This window comes from Streptococcus sp. HMSC077F03, assembly GCF_001812375.1.
Classification (GTDB): Bacteria; Bacillota; Bacilli; order Lactobacillales; family Streptococcaceae; genus Streptococcus; species Streptococcus oralis_S.
Map to the genome: position 1 here is coordinate 110644 of NZ_KV808776.1, position 22059 is coordinate 132702.

Sequence of the window (22059 nt, forward strand, 5' to 3'; positions counted from 1 at the left end):
AAGGAGAGATAGATGACAAAGAAACAACTTCACCTGGTGATTGTGACAGGGATGAGTGGCGCAGGGAAAACGGTAGCCATTCAGTCCTTCGAAGATTTGGGATATTTTACCATTGACAATATGCCGCCAGCCCTCTTGCCAAAGTTTTTGCAGTTGGTAGAGACCAAGGACGATGACCACAAACTGGCCTTGGTAGTCGATATGCGTAGTCGTTCCTTCTTTTCAGAGATTCAGGCTGTTTTGGATGAATTGGAAAACCAAGATGATTTGGACTTCAAAATCCTCTTTTTAGACGCAGCAGATAAGGAATTGGTAGCCCGTTACAAGGAAACCAGACGGAGTCACCCACTTGCTGCAGATGGTCGAATTTTAGATGGCATTAAGCTGGAACGTGAACTTTTGGCACCTTTGAAAAACATGAGCCAAAATGTGGTGGATACGACAGAACTCACCCCACGTGAACTTCGTAAAACCATTGCTGAGCAATTTTCAGACCAAGAACAAGCCCAGTCTTTCCGTATCGAGGTCATGTCTTTTGGATTCAAGTATGGTATTCCTATCGATGCAGACTTGGTCTTTGATGTCCGTTTTTTGCCAAATCCATACTACCTTCCGGAACTCCGCAATCAGACAGGTGAGGATCAAGCAGTTTATGACTATGTGATGAATCATGAAGAGTCTGAAAGTTTCTATCAGCACTTACTCGCTTTGATTGAACCCATTTTGCCAAGTTACAAAAAAGAAGGCAAGTCTGTTTTAACCATTGCAGTAGGATGTACAGGTGGACAGCACCGTAGTGTTGCCTTTGCAAAACGAATCGCTGAGGACCTTGCTAAAAACTGGCCTGTCAATGAAAGCCATCGTGACAAAGACAGAAGAAAGGAAACGGTAAACCGTTCATGAGAAAACCAAAGATAACGGTAATTGGTGGAGGAACTGGTATCCCCGTCATTTTGAAAAGCTTGCGAGAAAAGGATGTTGATATCGCAGCCATCGTAACGGTAGCTGATGATGGTGGCTCTTCTGGTGAACTAAGAAAGAATATCCAACAGCTGACACCACCAGGAGATCTTCGCAATGTTCTGGTAGCCATGTCGGATATGCCTAAGTTTTATGAGAAGGTTTTTCAGTACCGTTTCTCAGAAGAGGCTGGAGCTTTTGCGGGTCATCCACTGGGGAATATCATCATAGCAGGGCTTTCTGAAATGCAAGGGTCCACTTATAATGCCATGCAGCTGCTAAGTCTCTTTTTCCACACAACAGGAAAAATCTACCCATCAAGCGATCAGCCTTTGACACTGCATGCAGTCTTTAAAGACGGTTCTGAGGTGGCAGGTGAGAGCCACATTGCAGATCATCCAGGCATGATCGATCATGTCTATGTGACCAATACCTTGGATGATGAAACACCGCAAGCCAGCCGTCGAGTAGTCAATACCATTCTCGAGAGTGACATGATTGTCTTGGGGCCTGGTTCCCTCTTTACATCGATTTTGCCCAATATTGTCATTGAGGAGATTGGACAGGCTCTCTTGGAGACCAAGGCAGAGATCGCCTATGTCTGCAATATCATGACCCAGCGTGGGGAAACAGAGCACTTTTCAGACAGTGACCACGTGGAAGTCCTCCATCGACACTTAGGTCGGCCATTTATTGATACGGTCTTAGTTAATATCGAAAAGGTTCCTAGAGAATACATGGATACCAACCGTTTTGATGAGTATTTGGTTCAGGTAGAGCATGACTTTGCTGGTCTTTGCAAGCAGGTTCCTCGTGTGATTTCATCCAACTTCCTTCGTTTGGAAAATGGAGGAGCCTTCCATGATGGCGATTTGATTGTAGACGAATTGATGCGCATTATACAGGTGAGAAAATGAGTTTCACAGTTGCAGTAAAAGAGGAAATTCTTGGTCAACACCATCTCAGTCGTTATGAACTATCGGCCATTATCAAGATGTCTGGAAGTATCGGTCTATCTAGTTCGGGCTTGACCTTGTCCGTCGTGACCGAAAATGCCAAGTTGGCTCGGCACCTTTATGAGTCCTTTCTCCATTTTTATGAGATCAAGTCAGAAATTCGTCACCATCAGAGAAGCAATCTTCGCAAGAATCGTGTCTACACGGTCTATACTGATGAGAGGGTGCAGGAGCTTTTAGCTGATTTGCGGCTTGCGGATTCCTTCTTTGGTTTGGAGACGGGTATTGATCCCGATATCTTAGCAGATGAGGAGGCTGGTCGTGCTTACTTATGTGGGGCCTTTCTGGCAAATGGTAGCATTCGAGATCCTGAGTCTGGCAAGTACCAGTTGGAGATCAGTTCCGTTTATCTGGACCATGCCCAAGGACTGGGCTCTCTTCTTCAGCAGTTTTTGCTGGACGCCAAGGTTATTGAGCGCAAGAAAGGTGCAGTTACCTATCTCCAGCGGGCAGAAGACATTATGGATTTCTTGATCGTAATTGGGGCTATGGAGGCGCGTGATAATTTTGAGCGCGTCAAGATTTTGCGTGAAACCCGTAATGATCTCAATCGGGCTAATAATGCCGAGACAGCTAATATTGCTCGAACGGTTTCTGCTAGTATGAAGACCATCAATAATATCAGTAAAATCAAAGATAGAATGGGTTTGGAAAATTTACCCGTGGATTTGCAAGAGGTAGCACAGTTGCGGATTCAGCATCCAGACTACTCTATCCAGCAGTTGGCAGATAGTCTGAGCAATCCCCTAACCAAAAGTGGCGTCAATCACAGACTTAGAAAAATAAACAAGATAGCAGATGAACTATAAAACCACGAATCAGTTGATCCGTGGTTCTTTTCTTATAAACTGGTTGAGTGTTTGGGTTGTACTTTTTGCTCAGGGTCAATGTAGTTGATAGCATTGTTAACGGCAGTTGGTGCTTCACCCAGTCCTGTCGCAATCAAATCAATCTTACCTTCATAGTAGCAGCAGTCGCCGATAGCATAGATACCTGCTTGGCTAGATTCTTGCTTGCTATTGACGATAATCTTATGACGGTTGAGATCTAGACCCCAGTTTTTAAGATTTCCGACAGAAGACTTGAAGCCGTAGTTGACAAAGAGGTGGTCTACCTCAATCATTTCGGCTTCATCCGATTTGACTTTGGTGATTTCCAGTTTATCAAGTGTTTTTCCATTTCCAAGGAGTTGGCTAGGAACGAATGGTGTCTTGATAGTCACAGATGATGCTTGCAGGGCTTGCACACTGTGTTCCAAGGCGCGGAAGTTATCTCGACGGTGAACGAGAGTAGTTGGGGCGATTTTCTCAAAAGCCAATGCCCAGTCAACTGCTGAGTCCCCTCCACCAAGGATGGTCACTTTCTTACCAGCGTATTGCTGGATATTGGCAACGTGGTAGTGGATATTTTCATAGTTTTCGACGCCATCTAATTCGAGGGGACGAGGTTTAAAGGCACCGCCACCCATGGCAATGATGACTGTTTTGGTCAGGTGGCTTCCCTTGTTGGTTGTGATGGTAAAACCTTCATCTTGTTTCTCTATTTCAAGAACAGTTTCGTTGAGGTGAACAGGTGTGTCAAAGTCATCTAGCTGCTCAAGTAAACGCTTGGTTAACTCTTCTCCAGTTAAGTTTGAAAAACCTGGCACATCAAGGATTTGCTTTTCAGGGTAGAGGATGGCAGGCTGACCACCGAGCTGGGGAAGAGAGTCGATGATTTGGACTTTGGCTTGGCGTAGGTGAGCGTAAAAGGCAGCAAAGAGCCCAACAGGACCGCCACCTACAATAGTAATATCATAGAGTTGAGACATGATTTCTCCTTCGTTTTTTCTAGTCAGTTTATTTTATCATATTTTTGCTTAATTTAAAATGAGGTAGGATAGGGAAAAAATGGGCAAAAAATGGTATAATGGTACAGAAAGTGTTTTGACAGGGAGGAGGCCAGGGATGAATTTTCAACCATTATCCAATTTGCAATACTGGACGAGTTTGTTTTCAAGCCCTTGGACAATAGTCACCAATCTGATTGATATTCTCATTGTGACTTATATTTTATATCATTTTACCAAAGCGATTGCAGGGACCAAAATCATGATATTGGTGCGGGGAGTCTTGGTCTTTATTTTAGGTCAGATTCTGTCCAATATGATTGGTTTGACGACCATTTCCTGGTTGATCAATCAGATCATCACTTATGGGGTCATTGCAGCGGTAGTTATTTTTTCACCAGAGATTCGGACTGGTTTGGAACGATTGGGCCGGGCTACGGATTTCTTCTACAATGCTCCTATTAGTGCGGAAGAGCAAATGGTTCGTGCCTTTGTCAAATCAGTCGAGTACATGAGTCCACGTAAGATTGGTGCTCTGGTAGCTGTTCAGCGAGTAAGAACCTTGCAGGAATATATCTCAACTGGGATTCCTCTGGATGCTAAGATTTCCTCTGAGTTATTGATTAATATCTTTATCCCCAATACACCCTTACACGATGGAGCGGTCATTGTAAGAGAAGATCGGATTGCCGTAACTTCAGCCTACCTACCCCTGACTGAAAATACAGGAATTTCCAAGGAGTTTGGGACACGTCACAGGGCAGCGATTGGTTTGTCAGAAGTATCGGATGCTCTTACCTTTGTGGTCTCAGAGGAAACAGGCGGTATCTCAATCACCTATAATGGAGTCTTTAAGCATGATTTGACCCTGGAAGAGTTTGAATCGGAGTTAAGAAGAATCTTGCTTCCAGCATCAGAGAAAAAACAAGGTCTGAAAGAGCGTTTGCTAGGAGGATTGAATCATGAGAAAAAATAGTCTTTATATTATTTCTTCCTTCTTTTTCGCCTGCATCCTTTTTATCTATGCGACTTCAACAAACTATCAGAATAGCAACAGTGCCAGACAGGTGAGGACAGAAACCTATACCAATACGGTACTTAATGTCCCAATCGATATTCAGTACGACAGCGATCAGTATTTTATCAGTGGCTTTACTTCTGAAGTGACCGTCTTTCTGACAGGGTCAAACAGAGTTGCTTTGGCGAGTGAAATGCAGGAAAGCACTCGGAAATTCAAGGTCAAAGCTGACTTAACCAATGCCAGTGTAGGAACTATCGAAGTTCCTCTGACTATTGAAAATTTACCGAGTGGTTTGACGGCTGTTGCGACACCGCAAAAGATAACAGTCAAGGTCGGTAAAAAAGCGAAACGGGACAATGTAATTGTTGTGCCGGAGATTGATCCTAGCCAGATTGATTCTCGTGTCAAAATCGACAAAGTAACTGTGTCAGATGAAAAAGTAACAGTTATTAGTGATGAGGAGACTCTCTCTAGAGTAGATCGAGTTATTGCCATCTTGCCGACGAGTGAACGGATAACAGGTAACTACTCAGCCTCTGTTCCACTACAAGCAGTTGATAAAAATGGAAATGTCTTACCAAGCGTCATTATGCCATTTGACACTACAATGAAAATTACAACCAAAACAGTATCGTCTAGCTCGAGTTCTTCGTCAACGACCTCGTCAACGGGCTCTTCAACCAGCAGTTCGCCTTCAACGAGTTCAGAAACGAAACCAGACTCGTCTAAACAGGACTAAATAAAACAGTAGAAAAGGATGATAAATAAAATGGGTAAATATTTTGGGACCGATGGAGTCCGTGGAGAAGCAAACGTAGAACTGACGCCAGAATTGGCCTTTAAACTGGGACGTTTTGGTGGTTATGTTCTTAGCCAACACGAAACAGAAGCCCCTAAAGTCTTTGTAGGACGTGATACACGTATCTCAGGAGAAATGTTAGAATCAGCCTTAGTGGCAGGTCTCCTCTCTGTAGGGATTCACGTCTACAAACTCGGTGTCCTTGCAACACCAGCAGTAGCTTACTTGGTCAAAACTGAGGGAGCCAGTGCAGGTGTCATGATTTCCGCTAGTCACAACCCAGCCCTTGATAATGGAATTAAATTCTTTGGTGGGGATGGCTTCAAACTTGATGATGAAAAAGAAGCAGAAATAGAAGCCTTGCTGGATGCTACAGAAGACACCCTTCCTCGTCCAAGTGCCGAAGGCTTGGGAACCTTAGTGGACTATCCAGAAGGTTTACGTAAGTATGAAGGCTACCTTGTTTCAACTGGAACGCCTCTTGAGGGAATGAAAGTGGCCTTGGATACAGCAAACGGTGCAGCATCTACAAGTGCCCGTCAAATCTTTGCAGACCTTGGGGCTCAAATAACTGTTATTGGGGAGACACCAGATGGTCTTAACATCAACTTGAATGTGGGTTCTACACATCCAGAAGCTCTTCAAGAAGTGGTCAAAGAAAGCCAGTCAGCTATTGGTTTGGCCTTTGACGGAGATAGTGACCGCTTGATTGCTGTCGATGAAAATGGCGAGATCGTTGATGGTGATAAGATCATGTACATCATCGGTAAATATCTTTCTGAAAAAGGCCAGTTGGCTCAAAACACCATCGTGACAACCGTTATGTCTAACCTTGGCTTCCATAAGGCTTTGGATAGCGCTGGCATTAACAAGGCAGTGACTGCTGTTGGTGACCGCTATGTCGTTGAAGAAATGAGAAAATCAGGCTACAACCTTGGTGGTGAACAATCAGGTCACGTTATCTTGATGGACTACAATACAACTGGTGATGGTCAATTATCAGCTGTCCAATTGACCAAAATCATGAAAGAAACAGGCAAGAGCTTGTCTCAACTAGCATCAGAAGTGACGATTTACCCACAAAAACTGGTCAATATCCGAGTGGAAAATGCCATGAAAGAAAATGCCATGGAAGTACCAGCCATCAAGACAATCATAGAAAAGATGGAAGAAGAGATGGCAGGCAACGGTCGTATCCTTGTCCGCCCAAGTGGAACAGAACCCCTCTTGCGTGTCATGGCAGAAGCGCCAACAACGGAAGAAGTCAACTACTATGTAGATACGATTGCTGCTGTGGTTAAAGATGAAATCGGAATTGACTAAAGCCTAGAAAACTAGATGAAATGATAAAAATGTGGTACAATTGCATAGTAAATTGTAGCAAAGGGAGAGAAAAATGAATCTTAAACGAGAACAAGAATTTGTTAGCCAGTATCACTTTGATGCTCGTAACTTTGAATGGGAAAATGAAAATGGAGCTCCTGAAACCAAGGTAGATGTGAACTTTCAGTTGCTCCAACATGATCAAGAAAACCAAGTAACTTCGCTTGTTGTTATCTTGAGTTTCATGATTGTCTTTGACAAATTTGTCATCAGCGGAACAATTTCTCAAGTGAACCATGTGGAAGGTCGCATTGTTAACGAACCAAGCGAATTTAACCAAGAAGAAGTCGAAACCTTGGCACGTCCATGTTTGAACATGCTCAATCGTTTGACGTATGAAGTAACAGAAATCGCCTTGGATCTTCCAGGGATCAATTTGGAGTTTTAGTCATGAAATTAGCTGTCATTACAGATTCTTCAGCCTATTTAGAGGAGAAGACGCTGCAAAGAGAGAATCTATTTATCTTGGATATTCCTGTTAACATTGATGGGGAGGAGTATGTCGAAGGTGTCAATCTGACTGCTGAGGAATTTTATCAAAAAATGACTCAGTCTGCAGAATTGCCTAAAACTAGTCAACCAAGTATTGCCAAATTGGATGAGATTCTAAATTCCTTGAAAGATGAGGGCTATACCCATGTCTTGGGACTCTTTCTTTCGTCTGGAATTTCAGGCTTTTATCAGAACATCCAATACATGTTGGATGAGTATGATGGCCTGACCATTGCCTTTCCGGATACCCATATCACAAGCTCCCCTCTAGGATTTATGGTAGAGAGTGCTTTTGAATGGGCAGAACAAGGTGATGATTTTGCCCAGATTCAGGAGAAGTTGGGGATTCAAATTGCTGATAATTCAGCCTTTATCATAGTAGATGATCTCGACCACTTGGTTAAGGGAGGACGTTTGTCAAATGGGGCAGCCATCTTAGGAAATCTCCTCAGTATCAAGCCTATCCTTTACTTTAATGACCAAGGTGTGATTGAAGTTTACGAAAAAGTTCGTACAGAAAAGAAAGCAATCAAACGTTTGGTGGAAATCATCAAGGAGTTGACAAAAGATGGGGACTACCGTATAACAGTCATTCATGGGAACGCTCCTCAAAAGGCAGCGGATTTGCGTCAGCTTTTGATGGAGAGTGGTGTGACTGCTGAAATTCCAATTGTTAGCTTTGGTAGTGTCATTGGGACCCACCTTGGAGAAGGTAGTATCGCCTTGAGCTATACACCAATCGTCTAAATTGTTCTTACAGGCTTTGTATCTTAGAATTTGAACACGGACTATCTGCCTCTTGAAAAAAGATGCCTGTCTTGCCTTTCGTAGAAAGTCAGCGCCATTCCCTATTTTTCATGGGCAGCTAACGTCCTTTGTATCTTGATAATTGAACACGCCTGGAACCCTGTGTGAAAAAGATAGTTCTTCCAAGGAGTAGACACTCCTTGATCAGAACTCCTATTTTCACTTTGTGTTCTTACAGGCTTTGTATCTTAGACAGGAGTAGAGATGAGTATTCGAGTAATTATTGCCGGTTTTAAGGGGAAGATGGGTCAAGCTGCTTGTCAGATGGTCTTGGCTGATCCAGACTTGGACTTGGTCGCAGTTTTGGATCCTTTTGAGTCTGAGTCAGAATGGCAGGGAATTCCTGTCTTCAATGATAAGGCTGACTTGGCTGGTGTTGAAGCGGATGTCTGGGTGGATTTTACTACACCAGCCGTTGCCTACGAAAATACACGCTTTGCTCTTGAAAATGGCTTTGCTCCAGTAGTTGGAACAACAGGATTCACTAGTGAAGAAATTGCAGAACTAAAAGCATTTTCCCGTGAACAAGATTTGGGTGGCTTGATTGCTCCTAACTTTGCCTTGGGAGCTGTCTTGCTCATGCAATTTGCGGCGCAGGCTGCCAAATATTTCCCAAATGTGGAGATTATCGAGCTCCATCATGACAAGAAAAAAGATGCTCCGAGCGGAACAGCCATTAAAACGGCTGAGTTGATGGCAGAAGTGCGTGAGTCTATCCAGCAAGGTGCGCCTGATGAGGAAGAATTGATTGCAGGTGCCCGTGGTGCTGACTTTGATGGTATGCGCATCCACTCGGTCCGTTTGCCAGGCTTAGTAGCTCATCAGGAAGTCATCTTTGGCAATCAGGGAGAAGGATTGACCCTTCGTCATGACTCCTATGATCGCAGCTCCTTCATGACAGGGGTCAATTTGGGAATCAAAGAAGTTGTCAAGCGTCATGAGCTTGTCTATGGATTAGAACACTTATTATGAGATTAACGCAAATGCCTTCTGAATTTCAGAAGGCTTTACCAGTATTAGAAAAAATTAAAGAAGCAGGTTTTGAAGCCTATTTTGTTGGGGGCTCCGTCAGAGATGCCCTCCTCAATCGTCCTATCCACGATGTGGATATTGCGACTTCTTCCTATCCAGAGGAGACCAAGCAGATTTTTCCGCGAACAGCCGATATCGGAATCGAGCACGGAACCGTCTTGGTTTTAGATTGGGACGAGGAGTATGAGGTAACCACCTTTAGGACCGAAGATGTCTATGTGGACTATCGCAGACCCAGCGCGGTTTCCTTTGTACGTTCGCTAGAAGAAGACCTCAAGCGCCGTGATTTCACAGTTAATGCGTTTGCCTTGGATGAGACAGGCGAAATTATTGACTTGTTCCATGGTTTAGACGATTTAGAAAACCAAGTCTTGCGAGCAGTTGGAGTGGCTAGTGAACGTTTCAACGAAGATGCTCTGCGGATTATGCGTGGTTTCCGTTTTCAGGCCAGTCTTGGTTTTAAACTTGAGTCAGAAACTTTTGAGGCGATGAAGACTTTGACGCCACTTTTGGAGAAAATTTCTGTGGAGCGTACCTTCGTTGAGTTTGATAAACTATTGCTGGCACCTTTTTGGCGAGTTGGTCTGTCTTCCATGATTGAAAGTCAAGCTTATGACTATCTTCCAGATATGGCAGGAAGCCAAGACAAGCTCAACAGACTGTTTGATTTAGAGGCGGATTTCACTTTTGAATCTTCCGAACAAGCTTGGGCGGCTCTATTGTGGGCTTTGGAGATTAAAGATGCACAGCCATTTTTGAAAGCTTGGAAGACCTCACGCCAGTTTGCCAAGCAAGTACAGGATTTGCTGACTATTTTGACTTTGCGAGAAGAAGGAGAGCTGAGCAAGCGCGATTGTTACCGCTTTGATTTGGATTCCCTTCTACAAGCCGAAAGTCTTCGTCAGGCTCAAGGGAAAGAAGTCAACCCGCAAGCCATCAAAGAAACTTACCAGAGTTTGACCATTCATGATAAGAAAGAAATCCAGATTAATGGTGGCATTTTGATTAAGGAATATGGTTACCAGCCAGGACCAGACTTGGGAGATATTTTAACAGAGATTGAGTTTGCCATTGTCGATGGAGAGTTGGAAAATGATCGTCAAGCTATCCATGCTTACCTGAGGGAGAAAAAATGAGTGATTTTATCGTTGAAAAACTAAGTAAGTCCGTCGGTGACAAGACCGTTTTTAAGGATATTTCCTTTATTATCCATGATCTAGACAGAATCGGTCTAATCGGTGTCAATGGAACGGGTAAAACCACCCTTTTGGATGTCCTTTCTGGCGTTTCTGGCTTTGATGGGGATGTCAGTCCCTTTTCAGCGAAAAATGATTACCAGATTGGTTACTTGACCCAAGATCCAGACTTTGATGATAGCAAGACGGTCTTGGATACGGTTCTCTCCAGCGACCTCAAGGAAATCCAGTTGATTCGTGAGTATGAGTTAATCATGCTCAACTACAGTGAGGACAAGCAAGCTCGTTTGGAACGGGTCATGGCAGAGATGGATTCTCTTCAAGCCTGGGAAATCGAAAGTCAGGTCAAGACTGTTCTCAGCAAGTTGGGTATTCAGGATTTGTCGACTCCAGTTGGTGAATTGTCAGGTGGTCTAAGAAGACGGGTTCAGTTGGCGCAAGTTCTCCTAGGAAACCACGACCTCTTGCTTCTGGACGAGCCGACTAACCATTTGGATATTGCGACCATTGAGTGGCTGACTCTTTTTTTGAAAAATTCCAAGAAGACCGTTCTCTTTATCACACATGATCGTTATTTCCTAGATGCACTATCAACGCGGATTTTCGAGTTGGACCGAGCAGGCTTGACCGAGTATCAGGGAAATTATCAGGACTATGTTCGCCTCAAGGCTGAACAAGATGAGCGTGACGCAGCTCTTCTCCACAAGAAAGAACAACTTTATAAGCAAGAACTGGCCTGGATGCGCAGACAACCACAGGCACGTGCGACCAAGCAACAAGCCCGTATCAATCGTTTCCTTGACTTGAAAAAGGAAGTTTCAGGTGGCGTTGCTGATACAGACTTGACCATGAACTTTGAAACCAGTCGGATTGGGAAGAAAGTCATCGAGTTTCAGGATGTTTCCTTTGCCTATGAAAACAAGCCCATTTTGCAAGATTTTAATCTCTTGGTGCAAGCCAAAGACCGTATCGGAATCGTTGGGGACAACGGTGTCGGGAAGTCAACTCTGCTTAATCTCATCGCAGGAAGTCTTGAGCCGACTAAAGGCCAAGTGATCATCGGTGAGACGGTTCGCATCGCCTATTTTTCTCAACAAATTGAAGGTTTGGATGAAAGCAAACGGGTTATCAATTACCTGCAGGAAGTAGCAGAAGAGGTTAAGACCAGTGGTGGTTCTACGACTTCCATTGCAGAGTTGCTAGAGCAGTTTCTCTTCCCACGTTCGACGCATGGAACCTTGATTGAGAAATTGTCTGGTGGAGAGAAAAAACGCCTTTATCTTCTCAAATTGCTCTTGGAAAAACCCAATGTTCTTCTTTTGGACGAGCCAACCAATGACTTGGATATTGCGACCTTGACAGTCTTGGAAAATTTCTTACAGGGCTTTGCAGGTCCTGTCTTGACAGTTAGCCACGATCGTTATTTCTTGGATAAGGTAGCGACCAAGATTCTCGCCTTTGAGAATGGCAAGATTCGTCCTTTCTTTGGCCATTACACCGACTACCTTGATGAAAAAGCCTTTGAAACAGAGATGGCCAATCAAGTGCAAAAGGCCGAAAAGGAGAAAGTGGTCAAGGTCCGTGAAGACAAGAAACGCATGACCTACCAAGAAAAGCAGGAGTGGGCAAGCATTGAAGGCGAAATTGAAGCCTTGGAAAATCGTATCGCTGCTATTGAAGAAGAAATGCAGGCAAATGGCTCTGACTTTGGTAAGCTGGCTACTCTCCAAAAAGAACTGGATGAGAAAAACGAAGCACTCCTTGAAAAATACGAACGTTATGAATATTTAAGTGAGTTGGCATGATGGAAGAAAAAGTCATTAAACGTAGTCCCAAGAAAATCATTTGGAATGCCTTGTTTGGCCTAGCTTCGGTGCTTTTCTTCTTGTTACCTCTCTATTATCTCCATTCGTATTCGGAAAAGGGGACGGGACTTCATACGATAAGTCTTTTGTTAATGCTGCTTGTACTTTTTTGCGCTGGAGTAGTTGTTTATCAGACATACAGGTTGTTAAGCTCCGATAAGGAATATTTGAGATGTACTGTCGAGGGGTTTTACTACAAACAAAATCCAAAGAAACCTAGTCATTTCTACGCTTGGGCAGATGTAGAGGACTTTTCCTTCTCTCGGATTCGAGGGAAGTATAGGGATTCTTATCGGATTGAAGTCTATTTTAAAAACAAGGAAAATGTGAAATCCCAATTCTTTCTAGCTCTGTTGAAGAGAAGGATTCTCCCTTTTCATCAGTCAGCAGATTTAATTATCCCGATCTTTCTACTAGATGTAGGACTTCCTGAAAGGGTCTATGATGCCATGAAGTACTATGAAAGAGAATGGCGTATCGAACAAAATCGTCAAGCAAGAAAAGAGGCAAAACAAGCTTCGAAAAGCAAATCTTCCAAACCGTCATAGTCCGTCTTTGCTTAAAGTGGAATAATCAAAAAGGCCCTATCCACTGGATAGGGTCATTGTTTGTCTTCTTTTTTAGTTTCCTGATGGAAGATGTTTTGCCAAGTTTCATGGCGACGCCAGATACTGGTATGGACGATACCATCTAGCTCATAGCAAATGAATTTGGTTTTCTGACTAATGGAGGTAATCTGAATGTCCTTAATCGCAGCACTAAGTTCTTTTTCAGACTTATAAGCCTCTTTATCCATCTGCTCTCCATCTTGACGGATATAGAGAAAGTCCTCAGCAAGGAGTTCTTCTAGCTGATTTCCTTGGTCAATCAATTGCTCACGCATGAGCAGTTTTTTATAGACATTGTCTAAAATCTCGTCCTCAGGTATGGGAGCTGGCTCGATATGGACATCGGTATCAAAGACTCCAAAACGCTCTTCCAGCATGGACTCGACCTGGTCCGCAATCTCATGACTTTCATAGACTGATAGGTCAGGATTCATTTCCAGGGTGATATCAAGGTAGATATTGCTACCGTAGGTCCGCCCTCTTTGGGACTTGACCTTACTAATCTTTGGAATCTCCATGATGGCCTTTTGGTAGTCCTCTAGCAGACGGTCATCAAAACCATCTGAAAGACTGAAGGAAGACTCGATAAAGATATCATAGGCTGTTTTTAAGATAAAGAAGGTGATGATGATAGCGACCAATTTATCCACGATAGAGTAATTGAAACTGCTGGCTAAGATAGCAATGGAAGTCCCAAGCGAGGTGACAGCATCGGAAAGATTGTCCTTAGCAGCTGCTTTGAGAGCCTTGGATTTGGATTTCTTACTGAGGCGTGTATTGTAGAGATAGACCACAAACATAATCGCTGCAGAAATGATTCCTAGAGTTGCACCCAGAGGATCAATGGGTGTTTGTTCCCGACTAAGGATTTTCTGAATGGTGTCCCGAAGTACATCAAAACCAACATAGAACATGATGATGGAAGTAATCAAGCTAGCCAAATCTTCAATCTTCCAGTGACCAAAGCTATGGTCACGGTCTGCAGGTTGGCGGGCCATCCGAATCCCAATCAAGAGAGCAACATTTCCAATAATATCGGATACGTTGTTGAAACCATCTGCCACCAAACTGGAAGAATGCAGGAGGTGACCAGTTGCCAATTTTGCTGCAGACAAGAGGAGGTAGGTTGAAATGCTGATAATGGCTCCACGTTCTGCCAATTTGAGATTTGACATGGATTGGTTCATCGGGCTTCCTTTCTAGTCATATAGTATTCTACCATTATACTGGTTTTCAAAGGAAAATTCAAATTTAGTCTTGTTTCATCTGATTTTAACCCTTGAAAATTGTTCAAATTTTGATATAATAGTACTACTCAAGGGAGTAGCTGGCAGAAACCTGTGATAGTGTCGTCATTCCGAATTGTATACTGAAAAGTATGTTTTCCGGCACTATCTTAAACAGCGAGACTTGTTATGATTAACAAGTCTCTTTTTGTTTGTCATAAAACTAAAAGAGAACTTGTTTTGCACACAATGTCAAGGAGGAGACACATGTCAAAAGAACAAAAACGCCAAGCGTTTTATACTCAAAGTCCTGAAGAGGTCTTGAAGTCAGTTGAAGCAACTGAGCAAGGTCTTTCGTCAAGCGAAGCACAGAAACGTCTAGCTGAATATGGACGCAATGAACTGGAAGAGGGTGAGAAAAAATCTCTCTTGGTTAAATTCATCGAACAGTTTAAGGATTTGATGATTATTATTTTGGTGGCTGCAGCCATCTTGTCCGTCATAACTTCTGGTGGGGAAGATATTGCAGATGCCATCATTATTCTGGCCGTTGTTATCATCAACGCAGCCTTTGGTGTTTACCAAGAAGGAAAAGCAGAAGAAGCCATCGAAGCCCTCAAGTCTATGTCTAGTCCAGCTGCGCGCGTTCTTCGTGATGGGCATATGGCTGAGATTGACTCAAAAGAATTGGTACCAGGTGATATCGTTGCTCTTGAAGCTGGTGATGTAGTTCCAGCAGACCTACGATTGCTAGAAGCTAATTCTCTTAAAATCGAAGAAGCAGCATTGACAGGTGAGTCTGTTCCAGTTGAAAAAGACTTGACAGTCGAGCTCGCTGGAGATGCTGGTATTGGTGACCGTGTCAATATGGCCTTCCAAAACTCAAATGTGACTTATGGTCGTGGTCTTGGTGTTGTTGTCAATACAGGTATGTACACTGAAGTGGGTCATATCGCTGGCATGCTCCAAGATGCGGATGAGACGGATACACCACTCAAACAAAACTTGAACAACCTTTCTAAGGTCTTGACCTATGCAATTTTGGTCATTGCCCTTGTTACTTTTGTAGTTGGAGTCTTCATTCAAGGGAAAAATCCACTTGGTGAGTTGATGACCTCTGTTGCGCTTGCTGTTGCAGCCATTCCAGAAGGACTTCCTGCTATCGTGACGATCGTTCTTGCCCTTGGTACTCAAGTTTTGGCCAAACGAAACTCTATCGTTCGTAAGTTGCCAGCAGTAGAAACACTTGGTTCAACAGAAATCATCGCTTCTGATAAGACTGGTACGCTTACCATGAACAAGATGACAGTCGAAAAAGTCTTCTACGATGCAGCCCTACATGATTCTGCTGATGACATTGAACTTGGCTTGGACATGCCGCTTCTTCGTTCTGTTGTCTTGGCCAACGATACTAAGATTGATGCTGAAGGAAACTTGATCGGGGATCCAACGGAAACAGCCTTCATCCAGTATGCCTTGGACAAGGGCTACGATGTTAAAGGATTCTTAGAGAAATATCCTCGTGTAGCTGAATTGCCGTTTGACTCAGATCGTAAACTCATGTCAACGGTTCATCCATTGCCAGATGGTAAATTCCTCGTGGCAGTCAAAGGGGCTCCAGATCAACTTTTGAAACGTTGTGTTGCTCGTGATAAGGCTGGAGATGTTGCTCCGATTGATGAGAAAGTTAATGACTTAATTCACACAAACAACTCTGAAATGGCTCACCAAGCCTTGCGTGTTCTTGCGGGTGCTTATAAGATTGTAGACAGCATTCCAGAAAACCTGACTTCTGAAGAGCTTGAAAACAACTTGATCTTTACTGGATTGATTGGAATGATTGACCCTGAACGTGCCGAAGCAGCAGAAGCTGTTCGTGTCGCTAAGGAAGCGGGAATCCGTCCAATCATGATCACTGGTGACCACCAAGATACAGCGGAAGCCATTGCCAAACGTTTGGGAATCATCGATGAAAATGACTCGGAAGACCATGTCTTGACTGGTGCTGAACTCAACGAACTTTCAGATGAAGAATTTGAAAAAGTCGTTGGTCAATACTCTGTCTACGCGCGTGTATCTCCAGAACACAAGGTTCGTATCGTCAAGGCTTGGCAAAAACAAGGTAAGGTTGTTGCTATGACAGGTGACGGTGTTAATGATGCGCCAGCTCTGAAAACAGCCGATATCGGTATCGGTATGGGAATCACTGGTACAGAGGTTTCTAAGGGGGCTTCTGACATGATTCTTGCAGATGATAACTTTGCGACCATTATCGTCGCAGTTGAAGAAGGACGCAAGGTCTTCTCAAACATTCAAAAGACTATTCAGTACTTACTTTCTGCCAATACTGCTGAAGTATTAACTATCTTCTTATCAACCTTGTTTGGTTGGGACGTCTTGCAGCCAGTTCATCTTTTGTGGATCAACTTGGTAACCGATACCTTCCCAGCTATCGCTCTTGGTGTTGAACCTGCTGAGCCAGGTGTTATGACCCACAAACCTCGTGGACGTAAGTCAAGCTTCTTCTCAGGTGGTGTTTTGAGTTCTATCATCTATCAAGGTGTACTCCAAGCAGCTATTGTTATGAGTGTTTATGGACTTGCAATTGCTTACCCAGTTCATGTGGGTGACAATCATGCCATTCATGCGGATGCCCTTACTATGGCCTTTGCAACCCTTGGTTTGATTCAACTATTCCATGCCTACAATGTCAAGTCTGTTTACCAATCCATCTTGACAGTTGGCCCATTCAAGTCTAAGACCTTTAACTGGTCCATCTTGGTATCCTTCATCCTTCTGATGGCGACCATCGTTGTAGAACCGCTTGAAGGTATCTTCCACGTAACCAAACTAGACTTATCGCAATGGGCCATCGTTCTAGCTGGAAGCTTCTCAATGATACTTATCGTCGAAATCGTCAAGTTTGTTCAACGTAAACTTGGTCTTGATAAGAATGCGATTTAAAAAGAAAGTCATCTTCGGATGGCTTTTTTTGCATTTTAGGGAAAGGACTAGAAGTCGCTCCCTTTTGTGCTATAATAAAGTAAAGTAGCAAGGAGTGAAAGAGAATGGAAAAGAAAATTGTCCTAGATGCCTTATTTTTGTCGCAGGTCTCAAAACCTGCAAGTCAGGAAGACCTTTATCTGGCTAAGGATTTGCAGGATACCCTGCTGGCTAATCGCGAGACCTGTGTCGGTCTGGCAGCAAATATGATTGGCGTGCAGAAGCGTGTCATTATCTTTAATCTTGGCTTAGTTCCCATGGTCATGTTTAATCCCATTCTCCTTTCTTATAAAGGACCTTACGAGACCGAGGAAGGTTGTTTGTCCTTGACTGGTGTTCGAACGACGACTCGTTATGAAACGATTACGGTTTCCTATCGTGATAGTAAGTGGCAGGAGCAGACCATTACGCTAACAGGTTTTCCAGCTCAGATCTGCCAGCATGAACTGGATCATTTGGAAGGACGGATTATTTAGGAGGAACTCAGATGAAACGCATACTATTTGAACTTGTTTTTATCGCAACGACTTGGTATATCTTTTTACCGCCCTTCAATCTGACTAGTTGGGAATTCATCTTCTTTCTCTGTGGGCATCTGGTGGTGATGGGGATTTTGTTTAGTTTCCGAAAGGATACCAATCTCCTCAAAACTGTTCATGTACGCCATGGCAAGGCTGCCAAAGATCTCAATCTAGAAGGATTCCTTTTTACCAAACTTAGTAGAGGATTGTTTCTGACTGCAGGTATCATTTTTGCCCTTGCTGGTCTTGTTAGCCTAGTAACCTCTAGCTTTTTCCAAGCAAAAAATTATGCTAATGTGGTGTCTATCACAGAAAAAGATTTTAAAGATTTTCCTAAGAGTGATACCAGTAAGGTTCCAATTCTAGATCGGAGCACTGCAGAGAAGATTGGAGACCGTTATCTAGGCTCTCTGACGGATAAGGTCTCCCAGTATGTGGCAGCAGATACCTATACTCAGCTGACGGTTGATGGCAAACCTTATCGAGTAACTCCTTTGGAGTATGCCGACCCGATCAAATGGTTTAATAATCAGTCCAAGGGAATTGGCGAGTATATCAAGGTTGATATGGTGACAGGAAATGCGGAATTGGTGGATTTAAAAACGTCGATGAAGTATTCAGACTCCGAGTATTTTAATCGCGATGTCAAACGTCATCTTCGAATCAAGTACCCAACCAAGATTTTTAAAACGCCATCCTTTGAGGTGGATGATGAAGGCAATCCTTTCTATGTAGCAACCGTTTATCAAAAGCAGTTTGGTCTAGGAGTCCCTCGCCCTTCGTCTGTTATTATCTTAGACGCCACCAATGGAGAAACCAAGGAATACAGCTTGGATGAAGTACCAGAATGGGTGGATCGTGTCTATCCAGCAGAAGAAACCATCGAGCAAATCAACTACAACGGCAAGTATAAAGACGGCTTTTGGAATGCCTTGATTTCTAAGAAAAACGTTACCCAAACGACCGAGGGCTATAACTATCTTTCTATCGGAAATGACATTTATCTCTATACGGGGGTGACTTCAGCCAACGCTGACGAAAGTAATCTAGGATTTATCCTTGAAAATATGCGCACTGGTTAAATCACCAAGTACAATCTAGCATCAGCAACCGAAGAATCAGCCCGTGCTTCCGCAGAAGGAGCAGTGCAGGAAAAAGCCTATAAGGCGACCTTCCCTATCCTTGTCAATCTCAATGACAAGCCTCTCTATATCATGGGCTTGAAGGACAATGCAGGCTTGGTCAAGGAGTATGCATTGGTCGATGCAGTGGAGTACCAAAACGTTATCGTAGCAACTACGGTAGATGAACTCCTCAGCAAATATGCCAATAAAAATGACCTCGAGCTGGATAACGAAACGGTAGAAAACATTAAAGGTATCGTCTCAGATCTTAAATCAGCTGTCATCAAAGGTGATACTGTCTACTTCTTCAAAATTGATGGCAAGATTTATAAGGTCAAGGCTTCCGTGTCAGACGACCTTCCTTACCTCGAAAATGGGCAATCCTTTGAAGGTCAAGTTGGAAAAGATAATTATCTCAAGACCTTTAAAGTACAATAATACCCTTCGAAAATCTCTTCAAACTACGTCAGCGTCGCCTTGCCGTACTCAAGTACTGCCTGCGTCTAGCTTCCTAGTTTGCTCTTTGATTTTCATTGAGTATAAAAATAGGTTTTCTCAGTTCAAGGAGAAAAAAGATAAATTCTTATCTATCTTAACAAGCTTAGCTGGCACAGCCCTTGTTCTCGTGGCTATCTGGTTAGGATGGCCAAAATAAACAGAGAAACCTCGGTGTGAACCGAGGTTTTTAAGATGAAATTCTTGGTCGTGATTGAAAAATATGCTACACTAACAATATGAAAATTTTAATCCCAACAGCAAAAGAAATGAACACAGACCATTCTTGTATCGAAGCGCTCCCCTTGAGGAAAGAAAGTCAGGCAGTCCTTGACTCACTGGCGCACTACTCAGTCAGTGAATTAAAGACTTTTTATAAGGTATCTGCCGAGAAAGCAGAAGAAGAGTACGGCCACATTCAAGCTCTAAAAGATCACAGGGCTAAAAACTATCCAGCCTTGAAACTCTTCGATGGTCTCATGTATCGTCACATCAAACGAGATGGGTTAACCGAGGCTGAACAAACCTATCTTGAAAATCATGTCCTGATTACCTCAGCTTTATACGGTGTTGTCCCCGCCTTATCTCCAATGGCTCCTCACCGTTTGGATTTCTTGATGAAGTTAAAAGTTGCTGGTAAGACTTTAAAGAGTCATTGGAAGTCAGCTTACGATGAGGCCCTACAGGATGAGAACTTGATATTCTCACTCCTATCATCAGAGTTTGAAACTGTATTTTCGAAGGAAATTAGAGAAAAGATGGTGACCTTCAAATTTATGGAGGACAAGGCAGGCCAGTTGAAAATCCACTCAACCATTTCAAAAAAAGCCCGTGGTGCCTTTTTGACCGCCTTGATAGAGGGGCAAATCCATACAGTCGAACAAGCTCGCAAGCTCAGTTTTGCAGGTTTTGACTACCGACCTGATTTATCAAGTGATTTAGAACTCGTCTTTGTAAAACAAGCATAAAACCAGCTCATTCGAGCTGGTTTTTGCTGGATTAGTTGATGGCTGCAAGAAGGTCGTCCGCTTGTTTTGCAAGTGATGAAGCAGTTGCTTCTTCTAACACCAATTTTCCATCTGCCCAAGCAGAGTCATTGACACGAGCGGCTGTAAAGTCACCAACGACTTGTGTACGGATAAATGGCAAGAGTTCTCTGTAAATAGCAAAGAGTTGTTCGTGACCGGCATTGGCTACAGATGAGACAGTAACAAACTTGTCTTGGAGGGCAGAAGCACCACGTGTATCAGACAAATCAATGGCACGAGAGAGCCAGTCAAGCAAGTTTTTCACTGTTCCAGGGATAGAGAAGTTGTAGACTGGAGAGAAAATCCAGATGGCATCCGCAGCAAGAACTGCTTCACGAGCAGCAGCTACAGCTGGATGAGTTGGAACTTCCAAATCTTGGCTGAAGAGAGGAACAGCTGAGTAATCAAGATAGCTAACTTCCGCTTTTCCGGCAAGTGCTTTTTCAGCTTCGAGGGCCATTTGGTGGTTGAAAGAACCTTGGCGAAGTGAGCCGACGATAAATAATACTTTTTTAGACATGATATGTCTCCTTTAGTTTAAAATTCAAAGAGCGAACTCTTTTGTTACCATCTATGTTACAACAAATGATACTAATTAGCAATAATTTTGCTCACAAATTTTTAAATTTTTTTAAAATGCGGATTAAATCTTCCTTTTCGCCATCTTCCAAGATGCTGAGTGCTTCTACGATCGAATCGATATGGTCAGGAAGAACCTCTTCGATTTTTCTGCGTCCTGCAGGTGTTAATTTCAGGAAAAAGGAGCGACGATCCTTGGGGTCACAAGTTCTAGAAATCCACCCATCTCGAACCATATTTCGAATGACAACAGTCATGTTTCCAGAAGTGGCTAGCATTTTTTCAATCAAATCCTGAATGCGTAGTTCCCCCTTGCTATAGAGGGTTTCCAAAACTGAAAATTGAGTGGGTGTTAGCCCATGTTCTTTAGCGGCTTTGGCTTCATATGGTTTAAAAGTCCGTATGGCTTTATTGAGGACGATAGCTGTTTTTAAGTCTAATTGATTATCGGAAATTTTCTCTTTCAAATATTGTTTCATAAGGTTATTTTATCAATAATTAGACAGAAAAACAAGAACTTATATTTTATAGGAAAATAATCTTAGAATGTTCCTGTCTTCACTTGTAATAAAGGAAGAGAGATGGTAAAATAGACGAGTGAAACTAAGACAGAAAAAAGCAAAAAACAAGCTACTTTTACAGTATGGAATCGGCATTGCTCTGGTGGTACTAGTCATGACCACTTCCTTCCTTTATCTGATATCACTCAGCATGAAACCCTATCAAGATGCTAGAGTTGAGGGAGAAAAACTAGCCAAGCAGTATGCAGAATTGGAAAAGGCAGATCAGGTTGATTTCTATAATGGACTAGAAGGTTATTACAGCGTTCTGGGACATAATAAAAAGCAAGAGGCCATTGCCGTACTGATTGAAAAGAATGACCACAAGATTTATGTTTATCAGCTTGATAAGGGGATTTCTCAAGACAAGGCAGCGACGATTTCGAGGGAAAAAGGAGCTAGCGACATTGACAAGATTACTTTTGGTCGCTATCAGGACAAGCCGATTTGGGAAGTTAAGTCAGGAAACCAGTACTATCTGGTTGACTTTGAAACAGGAGTAGTGATCCAATAAGG

At 43.1% G+C, this 22059-nt stretch carries 21 protein-coding genes and 1 pseudogene; 18 read left to right on the forward strand and 4 right to left on the reverse strand.

Annotation, left to right across the window (positions count from 1 at the left end; all coding sequences use genetic code 11):
• Nucleotides 1–12: 12 nt before the first annotated feature.
• The 3 genes from rapZ to whiA are packed head-to-tail and all read left to right on the forward strand — an operon-like array spanning nt 13 to nt 2785.
• On the forward strand, nt 13–903 hold the full coding sequence (gene rapZ / locus HMPREF2853_RS04520) for an RNase adapter RapZ (RefSeq protein WP_000163039.1): 891 nt from the start codon (nt 13–15) through the stop codon (nt 901–903).
• A complete protein-coding gene (locus HMPREF2853_RS04525) occupies nt 900–1877 on the forward strand; it encodes a YvcK family protein (protein WP_001231059.1) in 978 nt (325 codons plus the stop codon). The genes rapZ and HMPREF2853_RS04525 overlap by 4 nt, the downstream gene beginning before the upstream one ends.
• On the forward strand, nt 1874–2785 hold the full coding sequence (gene whiA, locus HMPREF2853_RS04530) for a DNA-binding protein WhiA (RefSeq protein WP_000011296.1): 912 nt from the start codon (nt 1874–1876) through the stop codon (nt 2783–2785). The genes HMPREF2853_RS04525 and whiA overlap by 4 nt, the downstream gene beginning before the upstream one ends.
• Before the next feature lie 32 nt (nt 2786–2817).
• Here whiA and HMPREF2853_RS04535 read toward each other — a convergent pair whose 3' ends face one another.
• Nucleotides 2818–3786, reverse strand: a complete 969-nt coding sequence (locus tag HMPREF2853_RS04535; RefSeq protein WP_070535045.1) for an NAD(P)/FAD-dependent oxidoreductase — start codon at nt 3784–3786, stop codon at nt 2818–2820.
• 136 nt (nt 3787–3922) lie between these two features.
• Between HMPREF2853_RS04535 and cdaA the strand changes: the two genes are divergently transcribed.
• The 9 genes from cdaA to HMPREF2853_RS04585 all read left to right on the forward strand — a co-directional run bounded on the left by cdaA (nt 3923) and on the right by HMPREF2853_RS04585 (nt 12947).
• A complete protein-coding gene (gene cdaA / locus HMPREF2853_RS04545; RefSeq protein ID WP_070535048.1) occupies nt 3923–4780 on the forward strand; it encodes a diadenylate cyclase CdaA in 858 nt (285 codons plus the stop codon).
• A complete protein-coding gene (locus HMPREF2853_RS04550) occupies nt 4767–5564 on the forward strand; it encodes a CdaR family protein (RefSeq protein WP_070535050.1) in 798 nt (265 codons plus the stop codon). The genes cdaA and HMPREF2853_RS04550 overlap by 14 nt, the downstream gene beginning before the upstream one ends.
• Nucleotides 5565–5594: 30 nt before the next feature.
• The gene (gene glmM / locus HMPREF2853_RS04555; RefSeq protein ID WP_070535052.1) at nt 5595–6947 is read left to right on the forward strand and encodes a phosphoglucosamine mutase; all 1353 of its coding nucleotides are present in this window, start codon (nt 5595–5597) and stop codon (nt 6945–6947) included.
• Between the two features lie 73 nt (nt 6948–7020).
• Nucleotides 7021–7395 carry a DUF1149 family protein gene (locus tag HMPREF2853_RS04560; RefSeq protein ID WP_001050092.1) on the forward strand — a complete coding sequence of 125 codons (375 nt, stop codon included), beginning with the start codon at nt 7021–7023 and terminating at the stop codon, nt 7393–7395.
• 2 nt (nt 7396–7397) lie between these two features.
• Nucleotides 7398–8246, forward strand: a complete 849-nt coding sequence (locus tag HMPREF2853_RS04565; RefSeq protein ID WP_070535054.1) for a DegV family protein — start codon at nt 7398–7400, stop codon at nt 8244–8246.
• Nucleotides 8247–8510: 264 nt separating this feature from the next.
• The gene (gene dapB, locus HMPREF2853_RS04570; RefSeq protein ID WP_070535056.1) at nt 8511–9278 is read left to right on the forward strand and encodes a 4-hydroxy-tetrahydrodipicolinate reductase; all 768 of its coding nucleotides are present in this window, start codon (nt 8511–8513) and stop codon (nt 9276–9278) included.
• A complete protein-coding gene (locus tag HMPREF2853_RS04575) occupies nt 9275–10474 on the forward strand; it encodes a CCA tRNA nucleotidyltransferase (RefSeq protein WP_083306890.1) in 1200 nt (399 codons plus the stop codon). The genes dapB and HMPREF2853_RS04575 overlap by 4 nt, the downstream gene beginning before the upstream one ends.
• Nucleotides 10471–12339: an ABC-F family ATP-binding cassette domain-containing protein gene (locus HMPREF2853_RS04580; RefSeq protein ID WP_070535060.1), complete on the forward strand. Its 1869-nt coding sequence runs from the start codon at nt 10471–10473 to the stop codon at nt 12337–12339. The genes HMPREF2853_RS04575 and HMPREF2853_RS04580 overlap by 4 nt, the downstream gene beginning before the upstream one ends.
• A complete protein-coding gene (locus HMPREF2853_RS04585) occupies nt 12336–12947 on the forward strand; it encodes a hypothetical protein (protein WP_000969658.1) in 612 nt (203 codons plus the stop codon). The genes HMPREF2853_RS04580 and HMPREF2853_RS04585 overlap by 4 nt, the downstream gene beginning before the upstream one ends.
• Nucleotides 12948–13000: 53 nt before the next feature.
• On the opposite strand, the gene mntE is transcribed toward HMPREF2853_RS04585, so the two are convergent.
• The gene (mntE, locus tag HMPREF2853_RS04590) at nt 13001–14194 is read right to left on the reverse strand and encodes a CDF family manganese efflux transporter MntE (RefSeq protein WP_070535062.1); all 1194 of its coding nucleotides are present in this window, start codon (nt 14192–14194) and stop codon (nt 13001–13003) included.
• A 306-nt stretch (nt 14195–14500) separates the two neighbouring features.
• Between mntE and HMPREF2853_RS04595 the strand changes: the two genes are divergently transcribed.
• The 5 genes and pseudogenes from HMPREF2853_RS04595 (at nt 14501) to yaaA (ending at nt 20344) form a co-directional block, all read left to right on the forward strand.
• Nucleotides 14501–17197 carry a cation-translocating P-type ATPase gene (locus tag HMPREF2853_RS04595; protein ID WP_070535064.1) on the forward strand — a complete coding sequence of 899 codons (2697 nt, stop codon included), beginning with the start codon at nt 14501–14503 and terminating at the stop codon, nt 17195–17197.
• A 104-nt stretch (nt 17198–17301) separates the two neighbouring features.
• Nucleotides 17302–17712: a peptide deformylase gene (locus tag HMPREF2853_RS04600; RefSeq protein WP_070535066.1), complete on the forward strand. Its 411-nt coding sequence runs from the start codon at nt 17302–17304 to the stop codon at nt 17710–17712.
• A gap of 11 nt (nt 17713–17723) precedes the next feature.
• Nucleotides 17724–19319, forward strand: a pseudogene (locus tag HMPREF2853_RS04605) (hypothetical protein).
• Nucleotides 19320–19404: 85 nt separating this feature from the next.
• Nucleotides 19405–19536, forward strand: a complete 132-nt coding sequence (locus HMPREF2853_RS09725; RefSeq protein WP_002874755.1) for a DUF3953 domain-containing protein — start codon at nt 19405–19407, stop codon at nt 19534–19536.
• A gap of 79 nt (nt 19537–19615) precedes the next feature.
• Nucleotides 19616–20344, forward strand: coding sequence for a peroxide stress protein YaaA (yaaA, locus tag HMPREF2853_RS04615; RefSeq protein ID WP_070535070.1), 729 nt, complete (start codon nt 19616–19618; stop codon nt 20342–20344).
• A gap of 31 nt (nt 20345–20375) precedes the next feature.
• Here the strand turns inward: yaaA and HMPREF2853_RS04620 are convergent, their stop codons facing one another.
• Both HMPREF2853_RS04620 and HMPREF2853_RS04625 read right to left on the reverse strand, forming a co-directional pair.
• A complete protein-coding gene (locus tag HMPREF2853_RS04620; protein ID WP_049500889.1) occupies nt 20376–20924 on the reverse strand; it encodes an NADPH-dependent FMN reductase in 549 nt (182 codons plus the stop codon).
• 91 nt (nt 20925–21015) lie between these two features.
• On the reverse strand, nt 21016–21462 hold the full coding sequence (locus HMPREF2853_RS04625; RefSeq protein WP_000816318.1) for a MarR family winged helix-turn-helix transcriptional regulator: 447 nt from the start codon (nt 21460–21462) through the stop codon (nt 21016–21018).
• A 118-nt stretch (nt 21463–21580) separates the two neighbouring features.
• Between HMPREF2853_RS04625 and HMPREF2853_RS04630 the strand changes: the two genes are divergently transcribed.
• Complete coding sequence (locus tag HMPREF2853_RS04630) at nt 21581–22057, forward strand: cell wall elongation regulator TseB-like domain-containing protein (protein ID WP_070535071.1); 477 nt, start codon at nt 21581–21583, stop codon at nt 22055–22057.
• Nucleotides 22058–22059 lie beyond the last annotated feature (2 nt).

Excerpts from the sequence above, each read along its gene's own strand:
- rapZ (WP_000163039.1), top strand. The coding sequence starts at position 13 with ATGACAAAGAAACAACTTCACCTGGTGATTGTGACAGGGATGAGTGGC.
- HMPREF2853_RS04525 (WP_001231059.1), top strand. The coding sequence starts at position 900 with ATGAGAAAACCAAAGATAACGGTAATTGGTGGAGGAACTGGTATCCCC.
- whiA (WP_000011296.1), top strand. The coding sequence starts at position 1,874 with ATGAGTTTCACAGTTGCAGTAAAAGAGGAAATTCTTGGTCAACACCAT.
- HMPREF2853_RS04535 (WP_070535045.1), bottom strand. The coding sequence starts at position 3,786 with ATGTCTCAACTCTATGATATTACTATTGTAGGTGGCGGTCCTGTTGGG.
- cdaA (WP_070535048.1), top strand. The coding sequence starts at position 3,923 with ATGAATTTTCAACCATTATCCAATTTGCAATACTGGACGAGTTTGTTT.
- HMPREF2853_RS04550 (WP_070535050.1), top strand. The coding sequence starts at position 4,767 with ATGAGAAAAAATAGTCTTTATATTATTTCTTCCTTCTTTTTCGCCTGC.
- glmM (WP_070535052.1), top strand. The coding sequence starts at position 5,595 with ATGGGTAAATATTTTGGGACCGATGGAGTCCGTGGAGAAGCAAACGTA.
- HMPREF2853_RS04560 (WP_001050092.1), top strand. The coding sequence starts at position 7,021 with ATGAATCTTAAACGAGAACAAGAATTTGTTAGCCAGTATCACTTTGAT.
- HMPREF2853_RS04565 (WP_070535054.1), top strand. The coding sequence starts at position 7,398 with ATGAAATTAGCTGTCATTACAGATTCTTCAGCCTATTTAGAGGAGAAG.
- dapB (WP_070535056.1), top strand. The coding sequence starts at position 8,511 with ATGAGTATTCGAGTAATTATTGCCGGTTTTAAGGGGAAGATGGGTCAA.
- HMPREF2853_RS04575 (WP_083306890.1), top strand. The coding sequence starts at position 9,275 with ATGAGATTAACGCAAATGCCTTCTGAATTTCAGAAGGCTTTACCAGTA.
- HMPREF2853_RS04580 (WP_070535060.1), top strand. The coding sequence starts at position 10,471 with ATGAGTGATTTTATCGTTGAAAAACTAAGTAAGTCCGTCGGTGACAAG.
- HMPREF2853_RS04585 (WP_000969658.1), top strand. The coding sequence starts at position 12,336 with ATGATGGAAGAAAAAGTCATTAAACGTAGTCCCAAGAAAATCATTTGG.
- mntE (WP_070535062.1), bottom strand. The coding sequence starts at position 14,194 with ATGAACCAATCCATGTCAAATCTCAAATTGGCAGAACGTGGAGCCATT.
- HMPREF2853_RS04595 (WP_070535064.1), top strand. The coding sequence starts at position 14,501 with ATGTCAAAAGAACAAAAACGCCAAGCGTTTTATACTCAAAGTCCTGAA.
- HMPREF2853_RS04600 (WP_070535066.1), top strand. The coding sequence starts at position 17,302 with ATGGAAAAGAAAATTGTCCTAGATGCCTTATTTTTGTCGCAGGTCTCA.
- yaaA (WP_070535070.1), top strand. The coding sequence starts at position 19,616 with ATGAAAATTTTAATCCCAACAGCAAAAGAAATGAACACAGACCATTCT.
- HMPREF2853_RS04620 (WP_049500889.1), bottom strand. The coding sequence starts at position 20,924 with ATGTCTAAAAAAGTATTATTTATCGTCGGCTCACTTCGCCAAGGTTCT.
- HMPREF2853_RS04625 (WP_000816318.1), bottom strand. The coding sequence starts at position 21,462 with ATGAAACAATATTTGAAAGAGAAAATTTCCGATAATCAATTAGACTTA.